This window comes from Streptomyces sp. NPDC041814 (assembly GCF_055590565.1).
Window position 1 is genome coordinate 330,406 of record NZ_JBVJAM010000005.1, and the last position, 21,652, is coordinate 352,057.

At 72.8% G+C, this 21,652-nt stretch carries 20 protein-coding genes; 6 read left to right on the forward strand and 14 right to left on the reverse strand.

Going from position 1 to position 21,652, the window contains the following annotated elements:
- On the reverse strand, window positions 1–654 hold the full coding sequence (locus ACZ6C6_RS16065; protein ID WP_143617776.1) for a response regulator transcription factor: 654 nt from the start codon (window positions 652–654) through the stop codon (window positions 1–3).
- Between the two features lie 383 nt (window positions 655–1,037).
- Here ACZ6C6_RS16065 and ACZ6C6_RS16070 point away from each other — a divergent pair, with 383 nt between their 5' ends.
- On the forward strand, window positions 1,038–1,214 hold the full coding sequence (locus ACZ6C6_RS16070; protein ID WP_383295039.1) for a hypothetical protein: 177 nt from the start codon (window positions 1,038–1,040) through the stop codon (window positions 1,212–1,214).
- Window positions 1,215–1,301: 87 nt separating this feature from the next.
- Here the strand turns inward: ACZ6C6_RS16070 and ACZ6C6_RS16075 are convergent, their stop codons facing one another.
- Window positions 1,302–2,132, reverse strand: coding sequence for an inositol monophosphatase family protein (locus tag ACZ6C6_RS16075; RefSeq protein ID WP_469203158.1), 831 nt, complete (start codon window positions 2,130–2,132; stop codon window positions 1,302–1,304).
- Window positions 2,133–2,181: 49 nt separating this feature from the next.
- Complete coding sequence (locus ACZ6C6_RS16080) at window positions 2,182–3,309, reverse strand: ferrochelatase (RefSeq protein WP_469203160.1); 1,128 nt, start codon at window positions 3,307–3,309, stop codon at window positions 2,182–2,184.
- A 208-nt stretch (window positions 3,310–3,517) separates the two neighbouring features.
- Here ACZ6C6_RS16080 and ACZ6C6_RS16085 point away from each other — a divergent pair, with 208 nt between their 5' ends.
- Window positions 3,518–4,837, forward strand: coding sequence for a D-arabinono-1,4-lactone oxidase (locus ACZ6C6_RS16085; RefSeq protein WP_469203162.1), 1,320 nt, complete (start codon window positions 3,518–3,520; stop codon window positions 4,835–4,837).
- Window positions 4,838–4,844: 7 nt separating this feature from the next.
- Here the strand turns inward: ACZ6C6_RS16085 and ACZ6C6_RS16090 are convergent, their stop codons facing one another.
- Complete coding sequence (locus tag ACZ6C6_RS16090) at window positions 4,845–5,882, reverse strand: hypothetical protein (protein WP_469203164.1); 1,038 nt, start codon at window positions 5,880–5,882, stop codon at window positions 4,845–4,847.
- A 495-nt stretch (window positions 5,883–6,377) separates the two neighbouring features.
- Here ACZ6C6_RS16090 and sepH point away from each other — a divergent pair, with 495 nt between their 5' ends.
- On the forward strand, window positions 6,378–7,436 hold the full coding sequence (gene sepH / locus ACZ6C6_RS16095) for a septation protein SepH (RefSeq protein WP_469203166.1): 1,059 nt from the start codon (window positions 6,378–6,380) through the stop codon (window positions 7,434–7,436).
- A 71-nt stretch (window positions 7,437–7,507) separates the two neighbouring features.
- Here the strand turns inward: sepH and ACZ6C6_RS16100 are convergent, their stop codons facing one another.
- On the reverse strand, window positions 7,508–8,338 hold the full coding sequence (locus tag ACZ6C6_RS16100; protein WP_469203168.1) for a sulfurtransferase: 831 nt from the start codon (window positions 8,336–8,338) through the stop codon (window positions 7,508–7,510).
- A gap of 230 nt (window positions 8,339–8,568) precedes the next feature.
- On the opposite strand from ACZ6C6_RS16100, the gene ACZ6C6_RS16105 reads away from it, so the two are divergent.
- Window positions 8,569–9,345: a VOC family protein gene (locus tag ACZ6C6_RS16105; protein WP_469203170.1), complete on the forward strand. Its 777-nt coding sequence runs from the start codon at window positions 8,569–8,571 to the stop codon at window positions 9,343–9,345.
- Here ACZ6C6_RS16105 and ACZ6C6_RS16110 read toward each other — a convergent pair.
- On the reverse strand, window positions 9,317–9,763 hold the full coding sequence (locus ACZ6C6_RS16110; protein ID WP_469203172.1) for a hypothetical protein: 447 nt from the start codon (window positions 9,761–9,763) through the stop codon (window positions 9,317–9,319). The genes ACZ6C6_RS16105 and ACZ6C6_RS16110 overlap by 29 nt on opposite strands.
- A gap of 98 nt (window positions 9,764–9,861) precedes the next feature.
- Between ACZ6C6_RS16110 and ACZ6C6_RS16115 the strand changes: the two genes are divergently transcribed.
- Entirely contained in the window at window positions 9,862–10,218 is a 357-nt protein-coding gene (locus tag ACZ6C6_RS16115) for a MerR family transcriptional regulator (protein ID WP_469203173.1), read from the forward strand.
- A 3-nt stretch (window positions 10,219–10,221) separates the two neighbouring features.
- On the opposite strand, the gene ACZ6C6_RS16120 is transcribed toward ACZ6C6_RS16115, so the two are convergent.
- The 4 genes from ACZ6C6_RS16120 to ACZ6C6_RS16135 form a co-directional block, all read right to left on the reverse strand.
- On the reverse strand, window positions 10,222–10,872 hold the full coding sequence (locus ACZ6C6_RS16120; protein WP_469203175.1) for a thymidine kinase: 651 nt from the start codon (window positions 10,870–10,872) through the stop codon (window positions 10,222–10,224).
- Between the two features lie 47 nt (window positions 10,873–10,919).
- The gene (locus ACZ6C6_RS16125; protein WP_469203177.1) at window positions 10,920–12,110 is read right to left on the reverse strand and encodes an alkaline phosphatase family protein; all 1,191 of its coding nucleotides are present in this window, start codon (window positions 12,108–12,110) and stop codon (window positions 10,920–10,922) included.
- On the reverse strand, window positions 12,110–12,706 hold the full coding sequence (locus ACZ6C6_RS16130) for a DUF5998 family protein (protein ID WP_469203179.1): 597 nt from the start codon (window positions 12,704–12,706) through the stop codon (window positions 12,110–12,112). The genes ACZ6C6_RS16125 and ACZ6C6_RS16130 overlap by 1 nt, the downstream gene beginning before the upstream one ends.
- Before the next feature lie 89 nt (window positions 12,707–12,795).
- Window positions 12,796–15,768 carry a bifunctional acetate--CoA ligase family protein/GNAT family N-acetyltransferase gene (locus ACZ6C6_RS16135; RefSeq protein WP_469203180.1) on the reverse strand — a complete coding sequence of 991 codons (2,973 nt, stop codon included), beginning with the start codon at window positions 15,766–15,768 and terminating at the stop codon, window positions 12,796–12,798.
- Between the two features lie 172 nt (window positions 15,769–15,940).
- On the opposite strand from ACZ6C6_RS16135, the gene ACZ6C6_RS16140 reads away from it, so the two are divergent.
- Entirely contained in the window at window positions 15,941–16,222 is a 282-nt protein-coding gene (locus ACZ6C6_RS16140; protein WP_018105371.1) for an HPr family phosphocarrier protein, read from the forward strand.
- Window positions 16,223–16,395: 173 nt separating this feature from the next.
- Here the strand turns inward: ACZ6C6_RS16140 and ACZ6C6_RS16145 are convergent, their stop codons facing one another.
- The 4 genes from ACZ6C6_RS16145 to ACZ6C6_RS16160 all read right to left on the reverse strand — a co-directional run bounded on the left by ACZ6C6_RS16145 (window position 16,396) and on the right by ACZ6C6_RS16160 (window position 21,378).
- Window positions 16,396–17,100 carry a GntR family transcriptional regulator gene (locus tag ACZ6C6_RS16145; protein ID WP_469203182.1) on the reverse strand — a complete coding sequence of 235 codons (705 nt, stop codon included), beginning with the start codon at window positions 17,098–17,100 and terminating at the stop codon, window positions 16,396–16,398.
- Window positions 17,101–17,322: 222 nt separating this feature from the next.
- Window positions 17,323–18,162 (reverse strand): M23 family metallopeptidase, encoded by an 840-nt coding sequence (locus tag ACZ6C6_RS16150; RefSeq protein WP_469203184.1) that lies wholly within the window; start codon window positions 18,160–18,162, stop codon window positions 17,323–17,325.
- Window positions 18,163–18,604: 442 nt separating this feature from the next.
- Window positions 18,605–19,987: a M16 family metallopeptidase gene (locus tag ACZ6C6_RS16155; protein ID WP_469203186.1), complete on the reverse strand. Its 1,383-nt coding sequence runs from the start codon at window positions 19,985–19,987 to the stop codon at window positions 18,605–18,607.
- A 26-nt stretch (window positions 19,988–20,013) separates the two neighbouring features.
- Window positions 20,014–21,378, reverse strand: a complete 1,365-nt coding sequence (locus ACZ6C6_RS16160; RefSeq protein WP_469203188.1) for a M16 family metallopeptidase — start codon at window positions 21,376–21,378, stop codon at window positions 20,014–20,016.
- Window positions 21,379–21,652: the final 274 nt, after the last annotated feature.

Below are 21,652 nucleotides of genomic sequence, written 5' to 3' on the forward strand. Positions count from 1 at the left end.
TCAGATCCGGTAGCCGGAGCCGGGCACCGTGACGATCACGGGCGGCTCGCCGAGCTTGCGGCGCAGGGTCATGACGGTCACCCGGACGACGTTGGTGAACGGGTCGGTGTTCTCGTCCCACGCCTTCTCCAGCAGCTGCTCCGCCGAGACGACGGCGCCCTCGCTGCGCATCAGGACCTCCAGGACGGCGAACTCCTTGGGCGCGAGCTGAACCTCCTGGCCGCCCCGGAACACCTCCCGGCGGTTGGGGTCCAGCTTGATGCCGGCCCGCTCCAGGACGGGCGGCAGGGCGACGGTCGTACGCCGGCCGAGAGCCCGTACCCGGGCGGTGAGCTCGCTGAACGCGAAGGGCTTGGGCAGATAGTCGTCCGCGCCGAGCTCCAGGCCCTCCACCCGGTCGCTGACGTCCCCGGACGCGGTGAGCATGAGCACCCTGGTGGGCATGCCGAGCTCCACGATCCGGCGGCAGACGTCGTCGCCGTGGACCAGGGGGAGGTCGCGGTCGAGCACCACGACGTCGTAGTCGTTGACCTCGATGCGCTCCACGGCCGCGGCCCCGTCGTACACGACATCGACGGCCATGGCCTCACGGCGCAATCCGGTGGCCACCGCATCGGCGAGCAGCTGCTCGTCCTCCACGACGAGTACGCGCACGGCGCTTCCTTCCCTAGAACTTCGCAAGCGGTCTGCACCCCGGGGCTCCGGGCGTCCGGGACGGCCCGGCCGTCCGCGCCGCGGGCACCGCCCCGGCACACTTGTGCGGCTCCATCCTGCCCGCAACCCGCATAAACCGGCGGTAAGACGTCCCGCCCCCACCTGGGACTTCGGGGAAGCAACGGGATTTCCGGGCCAGTTGAGGTTTCTCTGAGCTTCGGGCGGGGGAGTACGCATTCACACCCGCGATCACGTCTTCCCATGTGGCGTTGTCACAGGCCCCTCCGTCCCCCGGAGAGTGCGTGATCACCCGCCCTACCGCCTCGGCGGAGGGAAACCCGGGCACACCCCCGTGCCACCGACCCACGATGAGGGGGCGCTTCATGGACGCTTTCACCGCAGGTCTGCTGCACCGCATCAAGACGACCGAGGACGACCTCACGAAGGCCCGCGAGACGGGCGACGACTTCCTCGCGGACGTCGAGCAGAGCGAGCTGGACGACCTCCGTCGTCTCGCCGCCGAGCACGGTGTGCGGATCAGCACGACGACGAACGCCTGACCGTCGCAATGGGCGAAAGGCCCCGAGGCCGCCGTACGGCGGCCTCGGGGCCTTTCTGCTGCCCTGGTACGGCTCGGCGGCCCCGGGTCAGTCGTGCCAGGCGCCCAGCTCGTCCAGGAGGGCCTGGAGCGGTTCGAAGACCCCGGGGGACGCGGCGACGGTCAGCTCGCCGTCGGCCGGCCTGCCCGGACGCCCGCCGGTGAGGGCGCCGGCCTCCCGGGCGATGAGGTCGCCCGCGGCCAGGTCCCAGGGGTGCAGCCCGCGCTCGTAGTAGCCGTCGAGGCGGCCGGCGGCCACGTCGCAGAGGTCGATCGCGGCGGAACCGCCGCGCCGGATGTCCCGGACCTGCGGAACGAGGTCGCGCGCCACCTCGGCCTGGTGGGCCCGGACCTCGGCGACGTAGTTGAAGCCGGTGGCCACCAGCGCCTCGGCGAGCGGGGCGGTCTCCCGGCACCGCAGCCGGACGTCCTTGTTGCCGTACGAGCCGCCCGTGACGAAGGCCCCGTGGCCGCGCCGCGCGAAGTACGTCTCGCCGCGCATCGGAACCTCCACCACACCGGCGACCCGCTCGCCGTACATCTCGACGCCGATGGAGACGGCCCAGGACGGAAGTCCGTAGAGGTAGTTCACGGTGCCGTCGAGCGGGTCGATCACCCAGCGCACGCCGCTGACGCCCTCGGCGGTCGTGCCGCCCTCCTCACCGAGGTAGCCGTCGAGGGGACGGTTGTCGATCAGGTACTCGGTGATCAGCTTCTCGGCGGCGATGTCCATCTCGGTCACGACGTCGACCGGGCTGGACTTGGTCGCGGCCACGCCCAGTCCCGCCGGACGCCCGTCGCGCAGCAGCCGGCCGGCGAGTTCCGCGGCCTCCCGGGCGAGTTCGAGCAGGGTCTCCACTGAGTGTTCGACTTGGGTCACGGCGTTCCCTAAGAGGTTGAGAGGGCGGCGGACGGGGAAGGGCGAGGGCTTACGCGTAGGGGCTGTCGGCGCCCGCGGCGGCGGGCTTGGGCGCCCGGGCCGGGCAGCAGCCCACCGGGCAGAGGTCATGGCTCGCGCCGAGCGTCCCGAGGGCGCACCGCCGCGGTTCGCCGCCCCGCTCGGCGGCGGCCCGTTCAAGGACGAGATCGCGCACGGCGGCGGCGAACCGGGGGTCGGCACCGACCGTCGCGGAGCGGCGTACCGGCAGGCCCAGCTCGGCGGCCTTGGCGGTGGCCTCGGTGTCGAGGTCGTACAGGACCTCCATGTGGTCCGAGACGAAGCCGATGGGGGCCATCACGACGGCGGGGACCCCGTCGCCGTGGAGCGCTTCGAGGTGGTCGCAGATGTCGGGCTCCAGCCACGGGATGTGCGGCGCGCCGCTGCGCGACTGGTAGACGAGCCGCCAGGGGTGGGCCGTACCGGTCCGCTCGCGCACCGCGTCCACGATCAGCCGGGCCACGTCGAGGTGCTCGGCGACATAGGCGCCGCCGTCCCCGTGCGCTTCCACGGGCCCCGAGGTGTCGGCCGCCGAGGTCGGGATGGAGTGCGTGGTGAAGGCCAGGTGCGCGCCGGGACGCACCTCGTCGGGCAGGTCGGCCAGCGAGGCCAGGACGCCCTCGACCATGGGCTCCACGAAGCCGGGGTGATTGAAGTAGTGCCGGAGTTTGTCCACGCGAGGCACGGGAAGGCCCTCGGTCTCCAGGGCGGCCAGTGACTCGGCGAGGTTCTCGCGGTACTGCCGGCAGCCGGAGTACGAGGCGTAGGCGCTGGTCGCCAGGACCGCGATGCGGCGGTGGCCGTCCTCGACCATCTCGCGCAGGGTGTCGGTGAGGTACGGGGCCCAGTTGCGGTTGCCCCAGTACACGGGCAGGTCCAGCCCGTGCTCGGAGAAGTCCTCGCGCAGTGCGTCGAGCAGTGCCCTGTTCTGGGCGTTGATCGGGCTGACGCCCCCGAACAGGAAGTAGTGCTTGCCGACCTCCTTGAGCCGTTCCTCGGGGATGCCCCGGCCGCGGGTCACGTTCGCGAGGAACGGAACCACGTCGTCCGGGCCTTCGGGGCCGCCGAAGGAGAGCAGCAACAGGGCGTCGTAGGGGGCGGGATCGCGCAGATCGGACATGCCGTCGATCCTGCCACCCGCGCCCGGGCGGGGTGGCACCGACGTCCGGAGCGGGCGCTTCCGGCCCCCGCACCAGGCGGCGGGAGGGGTGGATGGATGTGCGGGAACCGTGAGTATGATCCCCCTCCAACCGGCCGGTAACCCATGGTTCACGGCCGTCGGAAGCGCCGGCTGGGTGGGCCGGTGCCTAGGGAAGGGCGCGGGGAAGATGACCGAGACCTACGCACGGACGGCGAGCCCGTGGCGCAACTGGGCGGGGACCGTCACCGCGCGGCCCGCCCGGACCGTGTCCCCCGCCTCCGTTGACGAGCTGGCCGAGGCGCTGCGCAGGGCCGCCGAGGACGGGCTCCGGGTGAAGCCGGTCGGCACCGGGCACTCGTTCACCTCGACCGCGGCCACCGACGGGCTGCTGATCCGGCCCGATCTGCTGACCGGCATCCGCGAGATCGACCGCAAGGCGATGACGGTGACGGTCGAGGCGGGCACCCCGCTGAAGCGCCTGAATACCGCGCTGGCCCGCGAGGGCCTCTCGCTCACCAACATGGGCGACATCATGGAGCAGACGGTCGCCGGAGCCACCTCCACCGGCACGCACGGCACCGGCCGTGACTCGGCGTCGATATCCGCGCAGATACGCGCCCTGGAGCTGGTCACCGCGGACGGCACGGTGCTGACCTGTTCGGAGACCGAGAACGCCGACGTGTTCGCTGTGGCGCGGATCGGGCTCGGCGCGCTGGGCGTCATCACCGCGATCACCTTCGCCGTGGAGCCGGTCTTCCTGCTGACCGCCCGCGAGGAGCCGATGGCCTTCGACCGGGTGACGACCGACTTCGATCAGCTCGCGTCCGAGAACGAGCACTTCGAGTTCTACTGGTTCCCGCACACCGGGAACTGCAACACCAAGCGCAACAACCGCAGCGCCGGTCCCGCCGCTCCGCCCGGCAAGGTCAGCGGCTGGGTCGAGGACGAGCTGCTGTCCAACGGCGTCTTCCAGGTCGCCTGCGCGCTCGGCCGGGCCGTTCCCGCCACGATCCCCTCGATCGCCAGGATCTCCAGCCGGGCCCTCTCGGCGCGTACGTACACCGACATCCCGTACAAGGTGTTCACCAGCCCGCGCCGGGTGCGGTTCGTGGAGATGGAGTACGCGCTGCCGCGTGAGGCCGCCGTCGAGGCGCTGCGGGAGGTCCGGGCGATGGTGGACCGCTCGCCGCTGCGGATCAGCTTCCCGGTGGAGGTGCGCACCGCGCCGGCCGACGACATCGCGCTCTCCACGGCGTCGGGCCGGGAGACCGCGTACATCGCCGTCCACATGTACCGGGGCACGCCCTACCAGGCGTACTTCACGGCGGTGGAGCGCATCATGACCGCGCACGGCGGCCGCCCGCACTGGGGCAAGATCAACACCAGGGACGCCGCTTACCTCTCCGGGGTGTATCCCCGTTTCGGGGAGTTCACGGCCGTGCGGGACCGGCTGGACCCGGACCGGCTGTTCGGCAACGACTACCTGCGCCGGGTGCTGGGCGACTGACCCGGGCTCACTCCCCCGCTCCGGTGCCCTCGGGCACCGGGGCGCCGTCCGTGGCCGCCGGGTCGGGCGTCGTGCTCTCGCCGCCGTCCGTGGCGCTCGGGGTGGGCGTGGGCGTGGGCTCGACGCCGCCGCCCGCCGGGGCCGAGGGGGTCGGCGAGGGCGTCGCCTCTCCGGTGGGAGCGCCGCTCCGGTCCGGCTGCGGGGCGGTGCCGTCCTCGTTCCGGCCGCCGGTGCCGGGCGTCGCCGTGCCGTCCTCGTCCTGCCGGCCGGGGTTCGTCCCGTCCTGACCGGGGCCGCTGGTTTCGGCCGGCTCGGGCGTGGAAGGCCCGCTGCCGTGCCCACCGCGTACGACGGAGCCCACGGTCGTCCCGTGCCCGCCGCTCAGGTCGTCGCCGGAGATCAGTTCGTACGTGGTGATGCCGGCCATCGAGACCGCGAACACCACGGCCGCGCCGATGGCCGACCGCTTCCACCCCCGCAGCCGGGTGCCGTGCGTGGTGGCCTCGGAGAACTCCTCGTCCGGCCCGGCGCCGACGCCGCGCGGTACGGCCGCCGCGTCGGGCCCCACGCGGCGCAGGAGCGTCGTCTCGTCGGGGTCCGCAGGGCGCAGGAGCATCGTCTCGTCCGCGTTTCCCCGGCGCAGGAGCATCGTCTCGTCCGGCCGCGGGTCCGTACGGCGCAGGACCCTCGTGGCGTCGTCCACCGCGCCCAGCAGGACGGTCTCCTGCGGCGAGGACTCCGACTCCGGCCGCCGCGCACCGGTCTCGCGGGTGTGAACGGTCACCTCGCGGTCCGGGTGCTTCACCTGGACCGTGACCACGCGGATCTGCTCTCCCGTACGACGGAAGAAGTGCTGGAAGACCGAGCCGCCGCAGGTCGCCACGACGCTCATGACTCCGGCGCCCGCGATGGTTCCGTACACACCGAGCTGGGAAGCCGCCACGGCCGCCGCCACCGCGGCCACCGCGCTGCCCGCCACCTGGGGCAGGCTCAGGTCGATCCGCCTCTCCTTGGGTTCTATGTCGCTTTCCGGCTTCTGCACCATTTCCAGCCCTTGATTGACATCTCTCCCACCATGCACCAACTAGGGACACGTGAGCGAAGCCGAAAGTTCCGGTTGCGTGGATTATGTGAAGCACGACACGGATCATGAGCGGGAGGCGTCTGGAGGGGTAGGCCAACCCCCGCACCTCACGAGAAGTTCGACGGCGCGGCGGTCCACCCACATGGCCCGAATGGAGTACTGTGGCGAGCCCTGGGGCCGGACACCCGCGCGGGCGTCCGGAACCTTCGGGAGGGGGCCGAAGGAGGCACTCGATCCGGCGGCGCACGGCATCGCACGGCGGCCTGCTACACGGAGTGACCATCGGTCACTTTGCGTTGCGCAAGGGCTACCGTGGCATACCGGCGATCAAGGGCTCACGCCCGACACGCCGGGCAACACGGCAATGTTGTGGCAGGCTGCACCCGGGCAGGCCACACTCGACTAGCGGAAGCAGCGACGCACGTGACGTCGGCAGGCACCACCCGGGAGGTCCCCATGCCCGAACTGCGTGTCGTGGCCGTCTCCAACGACGGCACACGACTGGTGCTCAAGGCTGCCGACAGTACGGAGTACACGCTTCCGATCGACGAGCGGCTGCGAGCCGCCGTGCGCAACGACCGCGCCCGGCTCGGCCAGATCGAGATCGAGGTGGAGAGCCACCTCCGCCCGCGCGACATCCAGGCACGGATACGAGCCGGCGCCTCCGCCGAGGAGGTCGCCCAGTTCGCCGGGATCCCCGTCGACCGTGTCCGCCGCTTCGAGGGCCCCGTGCTCGCGGAGCGCGCCTTCATGGCCGAGCGGGCCCGGAAGACTCCCGTGCGCCGTCCCGGCGAGAACACCGGACCCCAGCTCGGTGAGGCGGTGCAGGAGCGGCTGCTGCTGCGCGGCGCCGACAGGGAGACCGTCCAGTGGGACTCCTGGCGCCGCGACGACGGCACCTGGGAGGTCCTCCTCGTCTACCGGGTCGCGGGTGAGCCGCACTCGGCGAGCTGGACGTACGACCCGCCGCGCCGGCTGGTCCAGGCCGTGGACGACGAGGCCCGTTCGCTGATCGGCGAGACGGACGAGGTCGCGGCGCCCGAGCCCAGCTTCCCGTTCGTGCCCCGGATCGCCCGGCTGCCGCGCGACCGGCCGCTGGACCGCGCGCTCGACCGGCAGATCGAGCGTCCGGCCCCGCCGCCGCCCCCGGAGCCGGAGGAGCGGATCGCCGGGGTGACCGCGAGCGAGCGGGATTCCCTCACCAGCCTGCTGGAGGCGGTGCCCAGCTTCCGCGGTGACATGGTCGTACCGGAGCGGCCCGCGCCGCCCGAGCCCCCGGCGATCGAGCCGCCGGAGCGGGAGCCGGAGGCCGAGGAGCCTCCGGCCGCTTCGGCCGGAGCGGGCTCCGCCTACGCGGACGTCCTGATGCCGCGTGCGGTCGCCGGTCACCGCGACAGGCTGACGGGCACGACGGACCGGCAGGCCGAGGCGGACGGGGTCCGGCCCGGGCGCAGAGCCGCGGTGCCCAGCTGGGACGAGATCGTCTTCGGCACCCGCCGCAAGAAGCAGGACTAGACGGTATGCCGAGGGCCCGTACGCGAGCGCGTACGGGCCCTCGCGCGTCGTCCTCGCGCGACGGCGTCCCGTTAGCCGGGCTGGGGCCCCGTGGCGACCGGGCGCGACCCGTCGGCGGACCAGTGCGACCAGGAGCCCGCGTAGAGGGCGGCCCGGTGCCCGGCGAGCTCCAGCGCCAGCACCTGCTGGGCCCCGGAGACGCCCGAGCCGCAGTAGACCCCGACCGCCGCGTCCTCCCCGGCGACGCCCAGCCCGGCGAACCGGGCGGCCAGGCGCTCGGGGCTCAGGAATCGGCCGTCGGCGTCCACGTTCTCGCCGGTCGGCGCCGAGAGCGCGCCGGGGATGTGGCCGCCGACCCGGTCGATGGGTTCCACGTCACCCCGGTAGCGCTCGGCCGCCCGCGCGTCGAGCAGGACACCCGAGCGGGCCAGGGCCGCGGCGCCGTCCGCGTCGAGCAGCGGCAGCGCCCCCGGGGCGGGCACGAAGTCGCCCTCGGCCGGGTCCGGGGTCTCCTTCGACAGCTCCCCCGTCCAGGCCGCGAGGCCGCCGTCCAGCACCCGTACGTCGGAATGCCCCGCCCAGCGCAGCAGCCACCAGGCCCGGGCGGCCGCCCAGCCCTGACCGCCGTCGTAGACGACGACCGGGCCGCCCTGACGGACCCCGGCCCGGCGCATCGCGGCGCCGAATTCCGCCGGGTCGGGCAGCGGATGGCGGCCGCCCGTGCCCGCGGGACCTGCGAGCTCCGCGTCGAGGTCCACGAAGACCGCGCCGGGGATGTGCCCGGCCTCGTAGTCGGGCCGGCCGTGCGGGCCGCCCAGCTGCCAACGTACGTCCAGGAGCAGCGGCGGACGCGGCCCCGCCAGTTCGCTCGCGCATTCGGATGCGGAGATGATGGGCTTCATGCGTGCCATCCTCGCGCAAGCGCCCGCCTGGCCGTAACAACGACCAAGCGGCTATACCAGGACAAACCGGTCCGGCTGGGACGAGATCCCGGACACGACGGCGCGGCCGGAGCGCATCCCACGCCCGGTGGTGCAAGCATCTGCACGGGGCGCACACGACTCGCACCGCACCACGGCGCGCCGGCCCCGTATTCCCGTACGGCCACCACGATGGTCCGAGGAGAGTGACGATGACCGAGGCTGCCGCTCGGCGTACACCCGGAACACCTTGCTGGGTGAGCCTGATCGTGCACGGCCTGCGCACGACCCAGAACTTCTACGCCGAGCTGTTCGGCTGGGAGTTCGGCCCCGGCCCCGAGCAGCTCGGCCCGTACGTACGGGCGCTGATCGACGGGAAGGAGGTCGCGGGCATCGGCCAGCTGCCGCCGGAGCGGCATCTCCCGATCGCTTGGACGACCTACCTGGCCACCGACGACGCCGATCAGACGGCGGAGACCATCCGGGCCTGCGGCGGCACGGTCGGCGTCGGGCCGCTCGACGCGGGCGAGGCGGGCCGAATGGCCATCGCCTCCGACCCGGGCGGCGCCGTCTTCGGCATCTGGCAGGCCGCCGCACACGTCGGCACCGCGCTGGCCGGGGCGCCCGGCACCCCGGTCTGGAACGAGCTGGTGACCAGGGAGACGGCGACGGTCGCCAAGTTCTACCAGGCGGTCTTCGGCTACGAGGCCAAGGCCGTCGTCTCGGCGGACTTCGACTACCAGACGCTGCACCTTCAGGGCCGCCCGGTCGCCTCGCTGCACGGCGTCGGCCACGCCCTGCTGCGCGACCGGGGACCGCACTGGATGACGTACTTCGAGGTGACCGACACGGACGAGGCCGCGCAACAGGTGGCGGAGCTCGGCGGGCAGGTCCTGAGCCCGCCGAGGGAGGGCCCGAGCGGCAGGGTCGCGACGGTCGCGGACCCGGAGGGCGCGGTCTTCACGATCCAGCGCTCGGCGGCGCGCTGACCGCGCCGCGCACGAGCCGCCAGGGGCCGAGCTGGACGACGCCGAACGCCACCTCGGCCATCAGGAACAACCCCAGCCAGTACGGGGCCCCGTGGGCGAGCGCGTACGCCTGCCACAAGGCGAACAGCGTGCGCGCGAGGCCGTCGTACAGACCGTGCACCGGCAGCGGGCGGACGAGGCGCAGGAGCGCCCAGACGACCACCACCGACCCCATGAGGTTGGCGTAGAGGGTTCCGATCGGGTCGAGGGCGGGCAGAGCGCCCGCCCCGATCGCCTCCCCGAGCCGGGACAGCGCTTTGTGCACCAACCCGTACGTCCACGGGGTGGCGAACCCCGCGGTGACGACGAGGTCGTACCACGCGCTCGCGCGCACGAAACGCGGATAGGCGGGGTGGGAGGGCGTGACGGTACGGAACAAGGCGGGGCTCCTGACGGCTTCCTTCACGGACTCCCCCGACCGTAAACACTGGAGTACTGTCCAAGGTCAAGTCCGCGAACCCGGAAGGCGGGAGAGCCGTGCGTATCGGGGAACTGGCCGCCCAGACGGGGCTGAGCAGGGACACCATCCGCTTCTATGAGAGAACCGGGCTGGTCTCCGGGCAGCGGCTGCCCAACGGCTACCGCGACTTTCCACCGGAGACGGTCCCCTGGCTCGCCTACGTGCGCACCGCCCAGGCGCTCGGCTTCTCGCTGGCCGAGATCGCACGCACCGGCGAGGAACTGCGCGGCGCACCGGACAGCGCGGAGGCACTGTCCGCCCTGTTCGAGGAGAAGATCGCGGCGATCGACGCCCGCATGGCCCAGCTCACCGCGCTGCGGGCCGACCTCATCGCGCGCGCCGGCACGGGCTGCCCGCTGCGAACGGCGGGCTGAGCGTCAGGCGGAGCTCACCGGCAGGACGTCCGGGGAGAGCGCGGCCGCCTGCGCGGAGGCCGCCGTCGCGCGGCGTCGGTGGTGGCGGCGGCACAGGACCTCGTAACCGACCTCGCCCGCCTGGCGGTTCACATCGCCGACGACGACCTGGGCCCCCTCCACGACCATTTCGCCGTCCACGGTCCGGGCGTTGTGCGTGGCGCGGGCGCCGCACCAGCAGAGGGCTTCGACCTGGAGCTGTTCCATGCGGTCGGCGAGCTCGACCAGCCGTTGCGAGCCGGGGAAGAGCCGGGTGCGGAAGTCCGTCGTGATACCGAAGGCGAAGACGTCCATCTCCAGGTCGTCCACGACCCGGGCCAGCTGGTCGATCTGAGCCGGGGCCAGGAACTGCGCCTCGTCCACGATCACGTAGTCGACCCTGCCGCCCTGGGACAGCTGGGCGACGAGATACGCGTACAGGTCCATGTCCTCGTCGGCCTCGACGGCCTCCGTGACCAGGCCGAGGCGGGACGAGAGCTTCCCCTCCCCCGCCCGGTCGTCCCGGGTGAAGATCACGCCCTGCAAGCCCCTCGCCGATCGGTTGTGGCCGATCTGGAGGGCCAGGGTGCTCTTTCCGCAGTCCATCGTTCCGGAGAAGAACACAAGCTCGGGCATGACGGGTTGAGCACCTTTCGGAAGGGGAAGAGCAAGCGGCGGAACGGCTAGGAGCGTACTTCGAGGAGCGGGACGAACTGCTCGACGGGGGTCATGGAGCCGTGCATGCCGACCATGGCCGACTCGTGCGGCTCGTTGCGCGAGGCGATGATCACCACGTCGTCGTGGGCGGCGGCGACCACGTCGCCGATCCTGCCGTGGACGCGCTCGTCGACGCGGGGGCCGAACCAGCCCGCCGCGACGGCCTCGTCCCGGCTCGCGACCCAGAACTGCTCGCCCAGCACCTCTCGCCAGACGGCCAGCACGTCGGACGCGGCACCCGGGACGGCGTACACATGCCGCGCCCGGCCCTCGCCGCCGAGCAGCGCGACGCCGGCGCTCAGCTCCCAGTCCTCGTCGAAGTCGATCCGGGACTGCTCGTCGAAGGGGATGTCGATCATGCCGTGGTCGGCGGTGATGTAGAGCGCCGAGCGCGGCGGAAGCTGCTCGGCCAGGCGCCGGGCCAACCCGTCGACGTACATCAGCTGCCCGCGCCACGCGTCGGAGTCGGTGCCGAAGCGGTGCCCCTTGCCGTCGACCTCGCTGTAGTACGTATAGACGAGCGAGCGGTCTCCGGCGGCCAGCCGTTCGGCGGCGGTGTCCATCCGCTCCTCGCCGCTGAGCCGGCCGAGGAAGGAGCCGCCGCTCAGCGCGACCTTGGTCAGCGGGGTCTGCTCGAAGGCCGGGGCGGAGACCTGGGCGGTACGCACTCCGGCGGCGTCGGCGAGCTGGAAGAGGGTGGGGTGGGGCTGCCACGCCTTCGGCGGGGTCCACGGGTTCCACCGGAGCTGGTTCATCAGCTCGCCGGTCTCGGGGTTACGGACCGTGTAACCGGGAAGACCGTGCTCGCCGGGGGGCAGGCCGGTGCCCACGGAGGCCAGCGACGTCGCCGTGGTGGCCGGGAAGCCGGCCGTGATCGGGCGGCCGGAGCCGCCGCGCGAGGTCGGCAGCAGCGAGTGCAGGAACGGGGCCTCGTCGGGGTGGGCCTTTATCTGCTCCCAGCCGAGGCCGTCGATCAGGAAGACGCAGTTCCGGTCGGCGGGAGCGAGTTCGCCGATGGACGCGTCGAAGCCGGGCACTTCCTGGCCCGCGAGCAGCGTGGGCAGCAGATCGGCGAGCGAGCCGCTGCCGTACTCCGGGACGGGCGCGGACTCGACGGACAGCGGGACGAAGTCGTCCTGCCAGGCCGGCTGGGCCATCAGCGGCCGGCCGCGGGGGTCGCGGCCGTGGCCTCGGAGAGCGCCTGGGCGAAGGCGAGGGTCTGGCGCACGGTGTCCGGGCCGTCGCCGGCCTCGCTGACCCGCAGGCTCAGGTCGTCCGCGGTGGTGCTGCCGGTATAGCCGTGGTCCGCCTCGCAGTTCGGGTCACCGCAGGCGGCCGGTTCCAGGTCGATCCGGGAGACCGCGCCCCAGCCGATGGTCAGGACGACCTCGCGGGGCAGGGTGCCGGGAACGTACTTCTCCGGGTTGGCGACGACGCGGCTGACCACGACCGAGGAGATCCGGTCCAGCTTGACCGACTCCGTCGAGGTGGTGGCGTACGGCGACGGGGAGCTGGTGTCCGCGTTCTGCTCGTCGGTGTGGCTGACGATGAAGCGGGTGTCCGTGAGCACCAGCACCGTGACGTGCCGGCGCACCTCGTTGGAGTCGAAGGTCGTCTCCTGGTGCACCAGGTACGAAACGACCGGCTCACCGCCCACGGCGGCCTCCACCGCCTCGGCCACGAGGGCCGGGTAGTAGCCGCTGCGCTCGATCGCCGCGCGCAGCCCCTGGGTCGTCGTACCGGTCTTAGCCATGAGAACCATCCTACGGGGGCCGGATGGCTGCCGGGGACGCCGCCGGAGCCCTGCCCCGGCCGGTCCAGGGGGACGCGAGCGGGGCCGCGTCAGTAGTTGGACAGGCGGCGCGGGCCGAGGTCGTTCCGGGCCGGGGGCGGCGACAGGCGGACGCTCGCCCCGAGCACCGAGAGGCCCTGCGGGGCGACCACGACCGGTTCCAGGGCGATGGAGACCACCTCGGGATGGTCGTCCACCAGCCGGGAGACCCGCAGCAACAGCTCCTCCAGTGCGGCGGTGTCCACCGGCGCCGCGCCACGCCAGCCGAACAGGACGGGGGCGGCGCGGATGGACCGGATCAGCTCGGCGGCGTCGCGGTCGGTGGCCGGGACCAGGCGGTGGGCGGTGTCGCCGAGCAGTTCGGAGGGCGCCCCGGCAAGGCCGAAGGAGAGCACGGCGCCGGCCGCCGGGTCGATGGCGGCCCGCACGACGGTGTCGACGCCGCGCGGCGCCATGGCCTGGACGACCGGCCGGAGCTCCGCCGGCTTGCCGAGCAGGTCGGTGAGATCGCCGTACGCGCGGCGCAGGGCCGCCTCGCTGTCGAGGTCCAGGCGTACGCCGCCGAGGTCGGCCCGGTGCCGCAGATGGGGCGCGGTCGTCTTGAGCGCCACCGGATAACCGAGCCGGGCGGCCGCGGCCACCGCCTCCTCCGGGCCGGGGGCGGGCAGCGCGGGACGTACGGCGATGCCGTAACAGGCGAGCAGTTCGCGGGCCTCCTCGTGGCCGAGCGGCCGGCCGCGCGGGTCGGGGTCCTCGCCGAGGAGCGCGTCGATGCGGGCGGCGGCACCCTGGGCGTCGATGGTCTCGTCGAGGAAGTCCGGCACCTTGCCGGGCGTCGCTGCCTGGCGGCGCCACTGCGCGTACCGCACCGCCTCGGCGAGCGCCCGCACGGCGCGCTCGGCGGCGGGGTAGGCGGGGATACGGCCGATGCGGGGGGCGTCCTGGGCGGTGCCGGGGGATGCGGGAGCCTGGGGGGCTAGGGGTGTCTGCGGGGCCCGGGGTGTCTGAGGGGCGCCGGCGGCGGATGGCGCGGGGGCCGGGGTGCCGGTGGTTGTGGCGCTCGGCGGGGCGGTGGGAGCGCCCGGCGCGACGGCCCCCGGCGCCTGTTGCACCGCCGTGAACGGCTGGGTGGCCGGCCGCGGCTGCGCCACCGTGCTGGTGGCGGCGGCCAGCGCCTCCGCCAGGCCGCCGATCTCGACGTGCACCACGGCGACCGGCTTGGCCGGTCCGGCGGCGGCCGCCGCGTGCAGAGCGGTGGCCAGGACCTCGCCGTCGCCCGACTCCGCCTCGCCGTCCTCGCCGACCCACGGGATCGCCGTCACGATCACGGCGTCGCACGCCCCGTCGGCCAGCGCCGCCGAAAGCGCGTCCCGGAAGTCCTGCGGAGTGGCGGAGGTGGTGAGGTCGATGGGCGGGCGCGGGCGCAGCCCCTCGGCCAGGCACACGTCGTACGTGAGCAGCCCCAGGGACTCCGAGTTGCCGAGGATCGCGACGCGTCCGCCCGCCGGGAGCGGCTGGTCGGCGAGGAGGAGTCCGGCGTCGACCATCTCGGTGACCGTGTCGACGCGGATGACGCCCGCCTGCCGCATCAGCGCGGAGACCGTGGAGTCGGGGATGCGGCTGACGGGGACGGCGTGGCCGGGCGGGGTGGAGCCGCTGTGCCGGGCGCCCTTGACCACGACGACCGGCTTCACGGCGGCGGTACGGCGGGCGAGGCGGGTGAACTTGCGCGGGTTGCCCAGTGATTCCAGGTAGAGCAGGGCGACATCGGTGTCCGGGTCCTCGTACCAGTACTGGAGGAAGTCGTTGCCGGAGATGTCGGCCCGGTTGCCGGCCGAGATGAAGGTGGAGAGCCCCGCGCCGCGCCGGTAGAGCCCGGAGAGCAGGGCGATGCCGATCGCGCCGGACTGGGTGAACAGGCCGATGCGCCCGGAGGCGGGCCGGTCCGGGGCGAGCGAGGCGTTGAGCCGGACCGCCTCGGAGTTGTTGATGATGCCGAACGCGTTGGGCCCGATGATCCGCATGCCGTACGAACGGGCCTGGCGCACCAGTTCCCGCTGGCGCTCGCGGCCCTCGGCGCCCCACTCGGCGTAACCGGCGGAGAGGACCACCAGCCCCTGGACGCCGTGCTCGCCGCAGTCCGCGACGGCTTCCGGGACCCGGTCGGCGGGCACAGCGACCACCGCGAGGTCGACCGGCTCGCCGATCTCCGCCAGGGAGCGGTGCGCGGGGACCCCGTCGATGGTGCCCTGGTCCGCGGAGAACGCGCTGTTCACCGCGTGGACGCGGCCGGTGAAGCCCGCGCCGAGCAGGTTGCGCAGGACCGTGCGGCCGACGCCGCCGGGGGTGCGGCCGACGCCGATGACGGCGACGGAGCCGGGGGCGAGCAGCCGCTGCACGGACTTGGCCTCGGCGCGCTGTTCGCGGGCGCGCTGGACGGCGAGGGATTCGGCGGTCGGTTCGAGGTCCAGAGTGAGGTGGACGGAGCCGTCCTCGAAGCTGCGCTGCTGGGTGTAGCCGGCGTCCCGGAACACCTTGATCATCTTGGTGTTGGCGGGCAGCACTTCCGCGGCGAAGCGCCGGATGCCCCGCTCGCGGGCGACGGCCGCGATGTGTTCGAGCAGGGTCGAGGCCACGCCCCGGCCCTGGTGGGCGTCCTGGACGAGGAAGGCGACCTCGGCCTCGTCGGCGGGGGCCGAGGCGGGGCGGCCGGTCGCGTCGATCCGGTCGTAGCGGACGGTGGCGATGAACTCGCCGCCCACCGTGACGGCCAGTCCCACCCTGTCGACGTAGTCGTGATGGGTGAAGCGGTGGACGTCCTTGGCGGAGAGCCGGGGGTAGGGCGCGAAGAAGCGGTAGTACTTCGACTCGTCGGAAACCTGCTCGTAGAAGCTGACCAGCCGCTCGGCGTCGTCCGTGGTGATCGGCCTGATCCGCGCGGTGCCGCCGTCGCGGAGCACCACGTCCGCCTCCCAGTGATCGGGGTAGGCGTGATGCGGACTCTGCTCCGGAGAGGGCTGCATGAGGAAAGCCTACGGCTGTCGCACGGGTCGCGGGGGTGCCGGGGCCGGGGCAGTCTGAGGTCTCCGGAAGACCGTGGGCGCGGCGCCGGGAGGGCCCGCGGGTCTGCCCGGAGCATCGCGCACCACATGAGACACTGGTCTAGACAACCGTTGATTCTTGAAGGGCAGAACCATGGCTGAGCGCCGCGTAAACGTCGGTTGGGCCGAGGGCCTGCACGCCCGCCCCGCTTCCATCTTCGTCCGTGCCGCCACGGCCTCCGGCGTCCCCGTCACCATCGCCAAGGCGGACGGCAACCCCGTCAACGCGGCCTCGATGCTCGCGGTGCTCGGCCTCGGTGCCCAGGGCGGCGAGGAGATCGTGCTCGCGTCCGACGCGGACAACGCCGAGGCCGCCCTGGACCGCCTGGCGAAGCTGGTCGCCGAGGGTCTTGAGGAGCTTCCGGAGACCGTCTGAGCCCGAGCGGCCGGCACTGCCGGAATTCCCGTGGGAAAGCCGCGGCCCCCTGCATGGGGCGCCGCGGCTTTTGCATGCACGGGCTCAAGCCATGGCAGCCCGGACCGAATAGACAGACGACGCCTTTTCCGATTTTTTTGCACGGGCCTTTCTTTATTTGTACGCGCCCTTTGTTAATTCCGGCCGCTCGCGGTGTTTACGGGACGTTGCGAAGCCCTCACACGGCCGGCCCGAGGCACGGTGGCGGGGCGGGCGGTGCGGCGGAGCCGGTGCGCGGCGCCATGGCGTTCGGCGAGCTGCGCGGCCAGGGTCCTGGCCCGCTCCGCGTCCCCGCGCGCCACGGCGTCCACGAGGGCGCCGTGCTCGGCCCAGGCTTCGGCCGGGCGGGCCGGCTGCTCGACCGCGTACATCCAGGCGATCTTGTGGCGGAGCTGGGTGAGCAGGGCGATGAGGCCGGGGCTGCCCGAGGCCTGGGCCAGCGTCTCGTGGAACCAGCCGGCCAGGGAGCGCAGATCCTCGCCCTCGCCCCGGCGGGCGCGTTCCTGACCGAGCCTGACCAGGCCGCGCAACACCTTGAGGTGGGCCTCCGTCCGGCGCTGGGCCGCACGGGCGGCGCTCAGCGGTTCCAGCAGCATGCGGACCTCCAGGAGGTCGGCGGCCTCCTGCTCCGAGGGCTCGGCGACGCAGGCTCCGGCGTGTCTCCGGGTGACGACGAAGCCCTCCGACTCCAGAGTGCGCAGCGCTTCCCGTACCGGGACCCGGGACACCCCGTAACGCCGTGCGAGCACCTCCTCGGTGAGTCGGCTGCCGCGTTCGAAGACACCGGAGACGATGTCGTCACGGATTGCCGTGCATACCGAATGCGCCGGAACACGCATGTCCGAACCTCCGCCTCAATCCCCGCGAACAGCGGCCGATCGACACCTCTGGCGTGACTCTATTGCAATGCGCTCGCATTTCCGATGCCGGGCGGGAATTCATGAATATCTTTTGGCCGCTGCCGAGCGGCGGGAGGTGCGCGGGAGGCACGCGCCCGGGGTGCGGGAACGGCGAAGGTCCCGGCGGGGTGCCGGGGTCTTCGGTGCGGAGTCCGCGACCGGTCAGACGCTGACGCCGTGGGCGCGCAGATAGGCGACCGGGTCCATGTCGGAGCCGTAGGAGGGCGTGGTACGGGCCTCGAAGTGGAGGTGCGGTCCGGTGGAGTTGCCGGTCGAGCCGGAGAGTCCGATCTGCTGACCGGCCGCGACGCTCTGGCCGACGGAGACGCCGATCGAGGAGAGGTGGCCGTACTGGGTGTACGTGCCGTCCGTCATCCGGAGCACGATGTTGTTGCCGTACGCCCCGCCCCAACCGGCTTCCACGACCGTGCCGGCGCCGACAGCGACGACGGAGCTGCCGGACGCGGCGTGGAAGTCGATGCCGGAGTGGCTGCCGGACGACCAGAGCGAGCCGCTGGACTTGTAGCCGGTGGTCACGTACGAGCCGGCGACGGGCAGCTGGTAGGAGGAGCCCAGTGCGGTGCGGGAGGTGGAGCGGTCGGCGCGGGCGGACGCCTCGCGGGCGGCCCTGGCCTTCGCCTTGGCCGCTTCCTCGGCCTTGGCGGCCTTCTCGGCGGCCTTCTTCTTCGCGGCCTCGGCCTTCTTCTTGGCCGCCGCCTTCGCCTTGGCCGCCGCCTTCTTCTCGGCGGCCTCGGCCCGGTGCTGCTGCGCCGCGGCCTGGGCGTCGATCCGGTCGGCGAGGGTGTTCTCGATGGCGAGGAGCTGGGAGAGGCCGGTCTCGGTGGCGGCGGGGGCCGTCCCGGTGTCGGCGGCGAGGGCCGGGGAGGCCAGCGAGCCGATGACACCGCCTGCGGCGAGCGTCGCGACGCCGACGGCCTTGGCACCGGCGCGGGTCAGGCGGCTCGGGGCACGGTGCTTCCCGGTGGCACGGGTGAACGCCATGGGGTGGCTGGTCCTTTCCTTCCTTCTCTCCTACCGGGTCAGCAGGGGGCGCCCCCTGGCCCTTGAGGCCTTGGGGGAGGGTTCGGAGCAGGAAGGTCTCCTACGGACGCCTCGCCCCTGGTGGAGCGCGGGCATCCGATTCACCCCAGGGACTTCGTGGGTCCCCGGCTCCCCAGGCTCGCGCCTGACGGGGACTCGGCGATGGCTGCCCGGTACGTCACGGATGCGCGTACGAGTGGCGGACAGCGGACCCGACGCTAAGCGGACGGACTTCACGCCACCAAACGGACACGGGGTTTTGTAGCACATCCCACAGGGCGAGCCACCCCTTACCTCGCAAAAGGGGCAGAAGGAATGAAAAGTGACCAAGTGTGGTGGGGGGAGGGTCCAGCGCGATCGCCTGCCGGACCCTCCCCCACCCGTGGAGCGGGCTGAGCGGGGGTCAGCCGGTGACGACCGATACCTCTCCGATGCCGAGTGCCCTGACCGGCTCCTCGATGCGCGAGGCGTCACCGACCAGGACCGTGACCAGCCGGTCCACCGGGAAGGCGCTGACCACGGCCGCGGTCGCCTCCACCGTGCCGGTCTCGGCGAGGCGGGCGTACAGCGTCGCCTGGTAGTCGTCCGGGAGGTGCTGTTCCACCTGGTCGGCGAGCGTGCTCGCGACGGAGGCCGCCGTCTCGAACTTCAGGGGCGCGACGCCCACGAGGTTCTGCACGGCCGTCTCGCGCTCGGCGTCCGTCAGGCCCTCGGCGGCCAGCGTCCGCAGGACCTTCCACAGGTCGTCCAGCGCCGGTCCGGTGGACTCGGTGTCCACGGAACCGCTGATGGCGAGCATCGCGGCGCCCGTCGCACCCGAGACGGAGTCGGCGGCACCGGAGCGGAGCACCTGGGCGAAGGCCCGCACGCCGTAGGTGTAGCCCTTCTCCTCGCGCAGCACCCGGTCGAGCCGGGAGGTCAGCGTGCCGCCCAGGCAGTAGGTGCCGAGGACCTGGGCGGGCCACACGCTGTCGTGCCGGTCGGCGCCGATGCGGCCGATCAGCAGCTGGGTCTGCACCGCGCCGGGGCGGTCCACGATGATCACCCGGCCGGTGTCGTCGGCCGTGATCGGCGGGACGGGGCGGGGCTCGGCGGCGTTCCCGGACCAGTCGCCGAGGGTCTCGGCGAGCAGCGCGTCCAGGTCGATGCCGGTGAGGTCGCCGACGACCACGGCGGTCGCGGTGGAAGGACGGATGTGCGCGTCGTAGAAGGCGCGCACGGCCGCGGCGTCGATCCGCTCGATGGTCTCCTCGGTGCCCAGGCGCGGGCGCGACATGCGGGCCGTCGCCGGGAACAGCTCCTTGGAGAGCTGCTTGGCCGCGCGGCGGGCCGGATTGGCCTGCTCGTGCGGAATCTCGTCCAGCCGGTTGCGCACCAGGCGCTCGATCTCGCTGTCGGCGAAGGCCGGCACCCGCAGCGCCTCGGCGACCAGGCCCAATGCCTTGGCCAGGCGGGAGGCCGGGACCTCCAGGGAGACCCGGACCCCGGGGTGGTCGGCGTGGGCGTCGAGGGTGGCACCGCACCGCTCCAGCTCGGCGGCGAACTCCTCGGCGCTCTGCTTGTCGGTGCCCTCGGACAGGGCGCGCGACATGATCGTGGCCACGCCGTCCAGGCCCTCGGGCTCGGCGTCCAGGGGGGCGGCGAGGAAGATCTCGACGGCGACGACCTGCTGGCCGGGGCGGTGGCAGCGCAGGACGGTGAGACCGTTGGGCAGCGACCCCCGCTCGGGCGCGGGGAAGGCCCACGGCCGGGCCACGCCGGGGGCGGGCTGGGGGTGGATCTGCATCGGAACTTCAGTCGCGGCAGCGTCGGTCACTGGTCCGCCCCTTCGTGCGCGTCGGTGTCGGTGTCGGCCTCTTCGGCGGCCTCGGCGGCCTCGACCGGTTCGTAGACGAGAACCGCCCGGTTGTCGGGCCGCAGCTGCGCCTGAGCGGCTGCCTTGACCTCCTCGGCCGTGACGTCGAGGACCCGGTTCACGGCGGACAGCGCGAGCTGCGGGTCGCCGAACAGCACGGCGTACCGGCACAGTTCGTCGGCGCGGCCCGCGACCGTACCGAGGCGGTCCAGCCATTCGCGCTCCAACTGGGCCTGGGCGCGCTCCATCTCCTCGGCCGTGGGGCCTTCCTCGGCGAACCGGGCCAGCTCCTCGTCGACCGCGGCCTCGATCTCCGCCACCTCCACGCCGCCGGACGTCTTGACATCCAGCCAGCCCAGGGAGGGCGCTCCGGCGAGCCGGAGCAGTCCGAACCCGGCGGCCACGGCCGTACGGTCGCGGCGGACCAGGCGGTTGTGCAGCCGGGACGACTCACCGCCGCCGAGCACGGTCAGGGCGAGGTCCGCGGCGTCGCACTCGCGGGTGCCGTCGTGGGGCAGCCGGTACGCGGCCATCAGGGCGCGGGCGGGCACCTCCTCGCGTACCTCCTCACGCAGCTGGCCGCCCATGATCGTGGGCAGCGAGCCGTCGCGCGGCGGCTGCTTGCCGTCGTGGGAGGGGATGGAGCCGAAGTACTTCTCGATCCAGGCGAGGGTCTGCTCGGGGTCGATGTCGCCGACGACCGACAGCACCGCGTTGTTCGGCGCGTAGTACGTACGGAAGAAGGCGCGGGCGTCCTCCAGGGTCGCCGCGTCCAGGTCGGCCATGGAGCCGATCGGGGTGTGGTGGTACGGGTGGCCCTCGGGGTAGGCCAGCGCGGTCAGCCGCTCGAACGCGGTGCCGTACGGGACGTTGTCGTAGCGCTGTCGGCGCTCGTTCTTGACGACGTCGCGCTGGTTCTCCATGGACTCCTCGTCGAGCGCGGAGAGCAGCGAGCCCATCCGGTCGGCCTCCAGCCACAGGGCCAGCTCCAGCTGGTGCGTGGGCATGGTCTCGAAGTAGTTGGTCCGCTCGAAACTGGTGGTGCCGTTCAGCGAGCCACCGGCGCTCTGCACCAGCTCGAAGTGTCCGTTCCCCTTGACCTGGCCGGAGCCCTGGAACATCAGGTGCTCGAAGAGGTGGGCCAGGCCGGTACGGCCCTTGACCTCGTGGCGTGAGCCGACGTCGTACCAGAGGCACACCGCCGCGACCGGGGTCAGATGGTCCTCGGAGAGCACCACGCGCAGGCCGTTGGCCAGACGGTGCTCGGTCGCTGTCAAGCCGCCGGAACCGGCCTGGGCTGTGGCCGTGTGACCCATGGGCATGTACGTCCCTTCGATCGCGCTACTGGATGTCCATATGAAGAAGCCGCTGCGGGAGGCTGCTTCGAAAGGTTGCTTCAAGACACCCGCCACTGTATGCAAGCGAACCGGCACCTGCCGAAGTTCCCGTGCGGCGAAGCTGCGAGCGAAATTCCCCGGAAGGTGGTCCTCCGCCGCCTCGGGACGGTCGGCGCGGGCCCTTTGGGACGGGTCGAGGTCGGGGTTGTCAGTGCGGCGGTCCACAATGGACCGCGTCAGAACCTGAGGGAACCTGAGG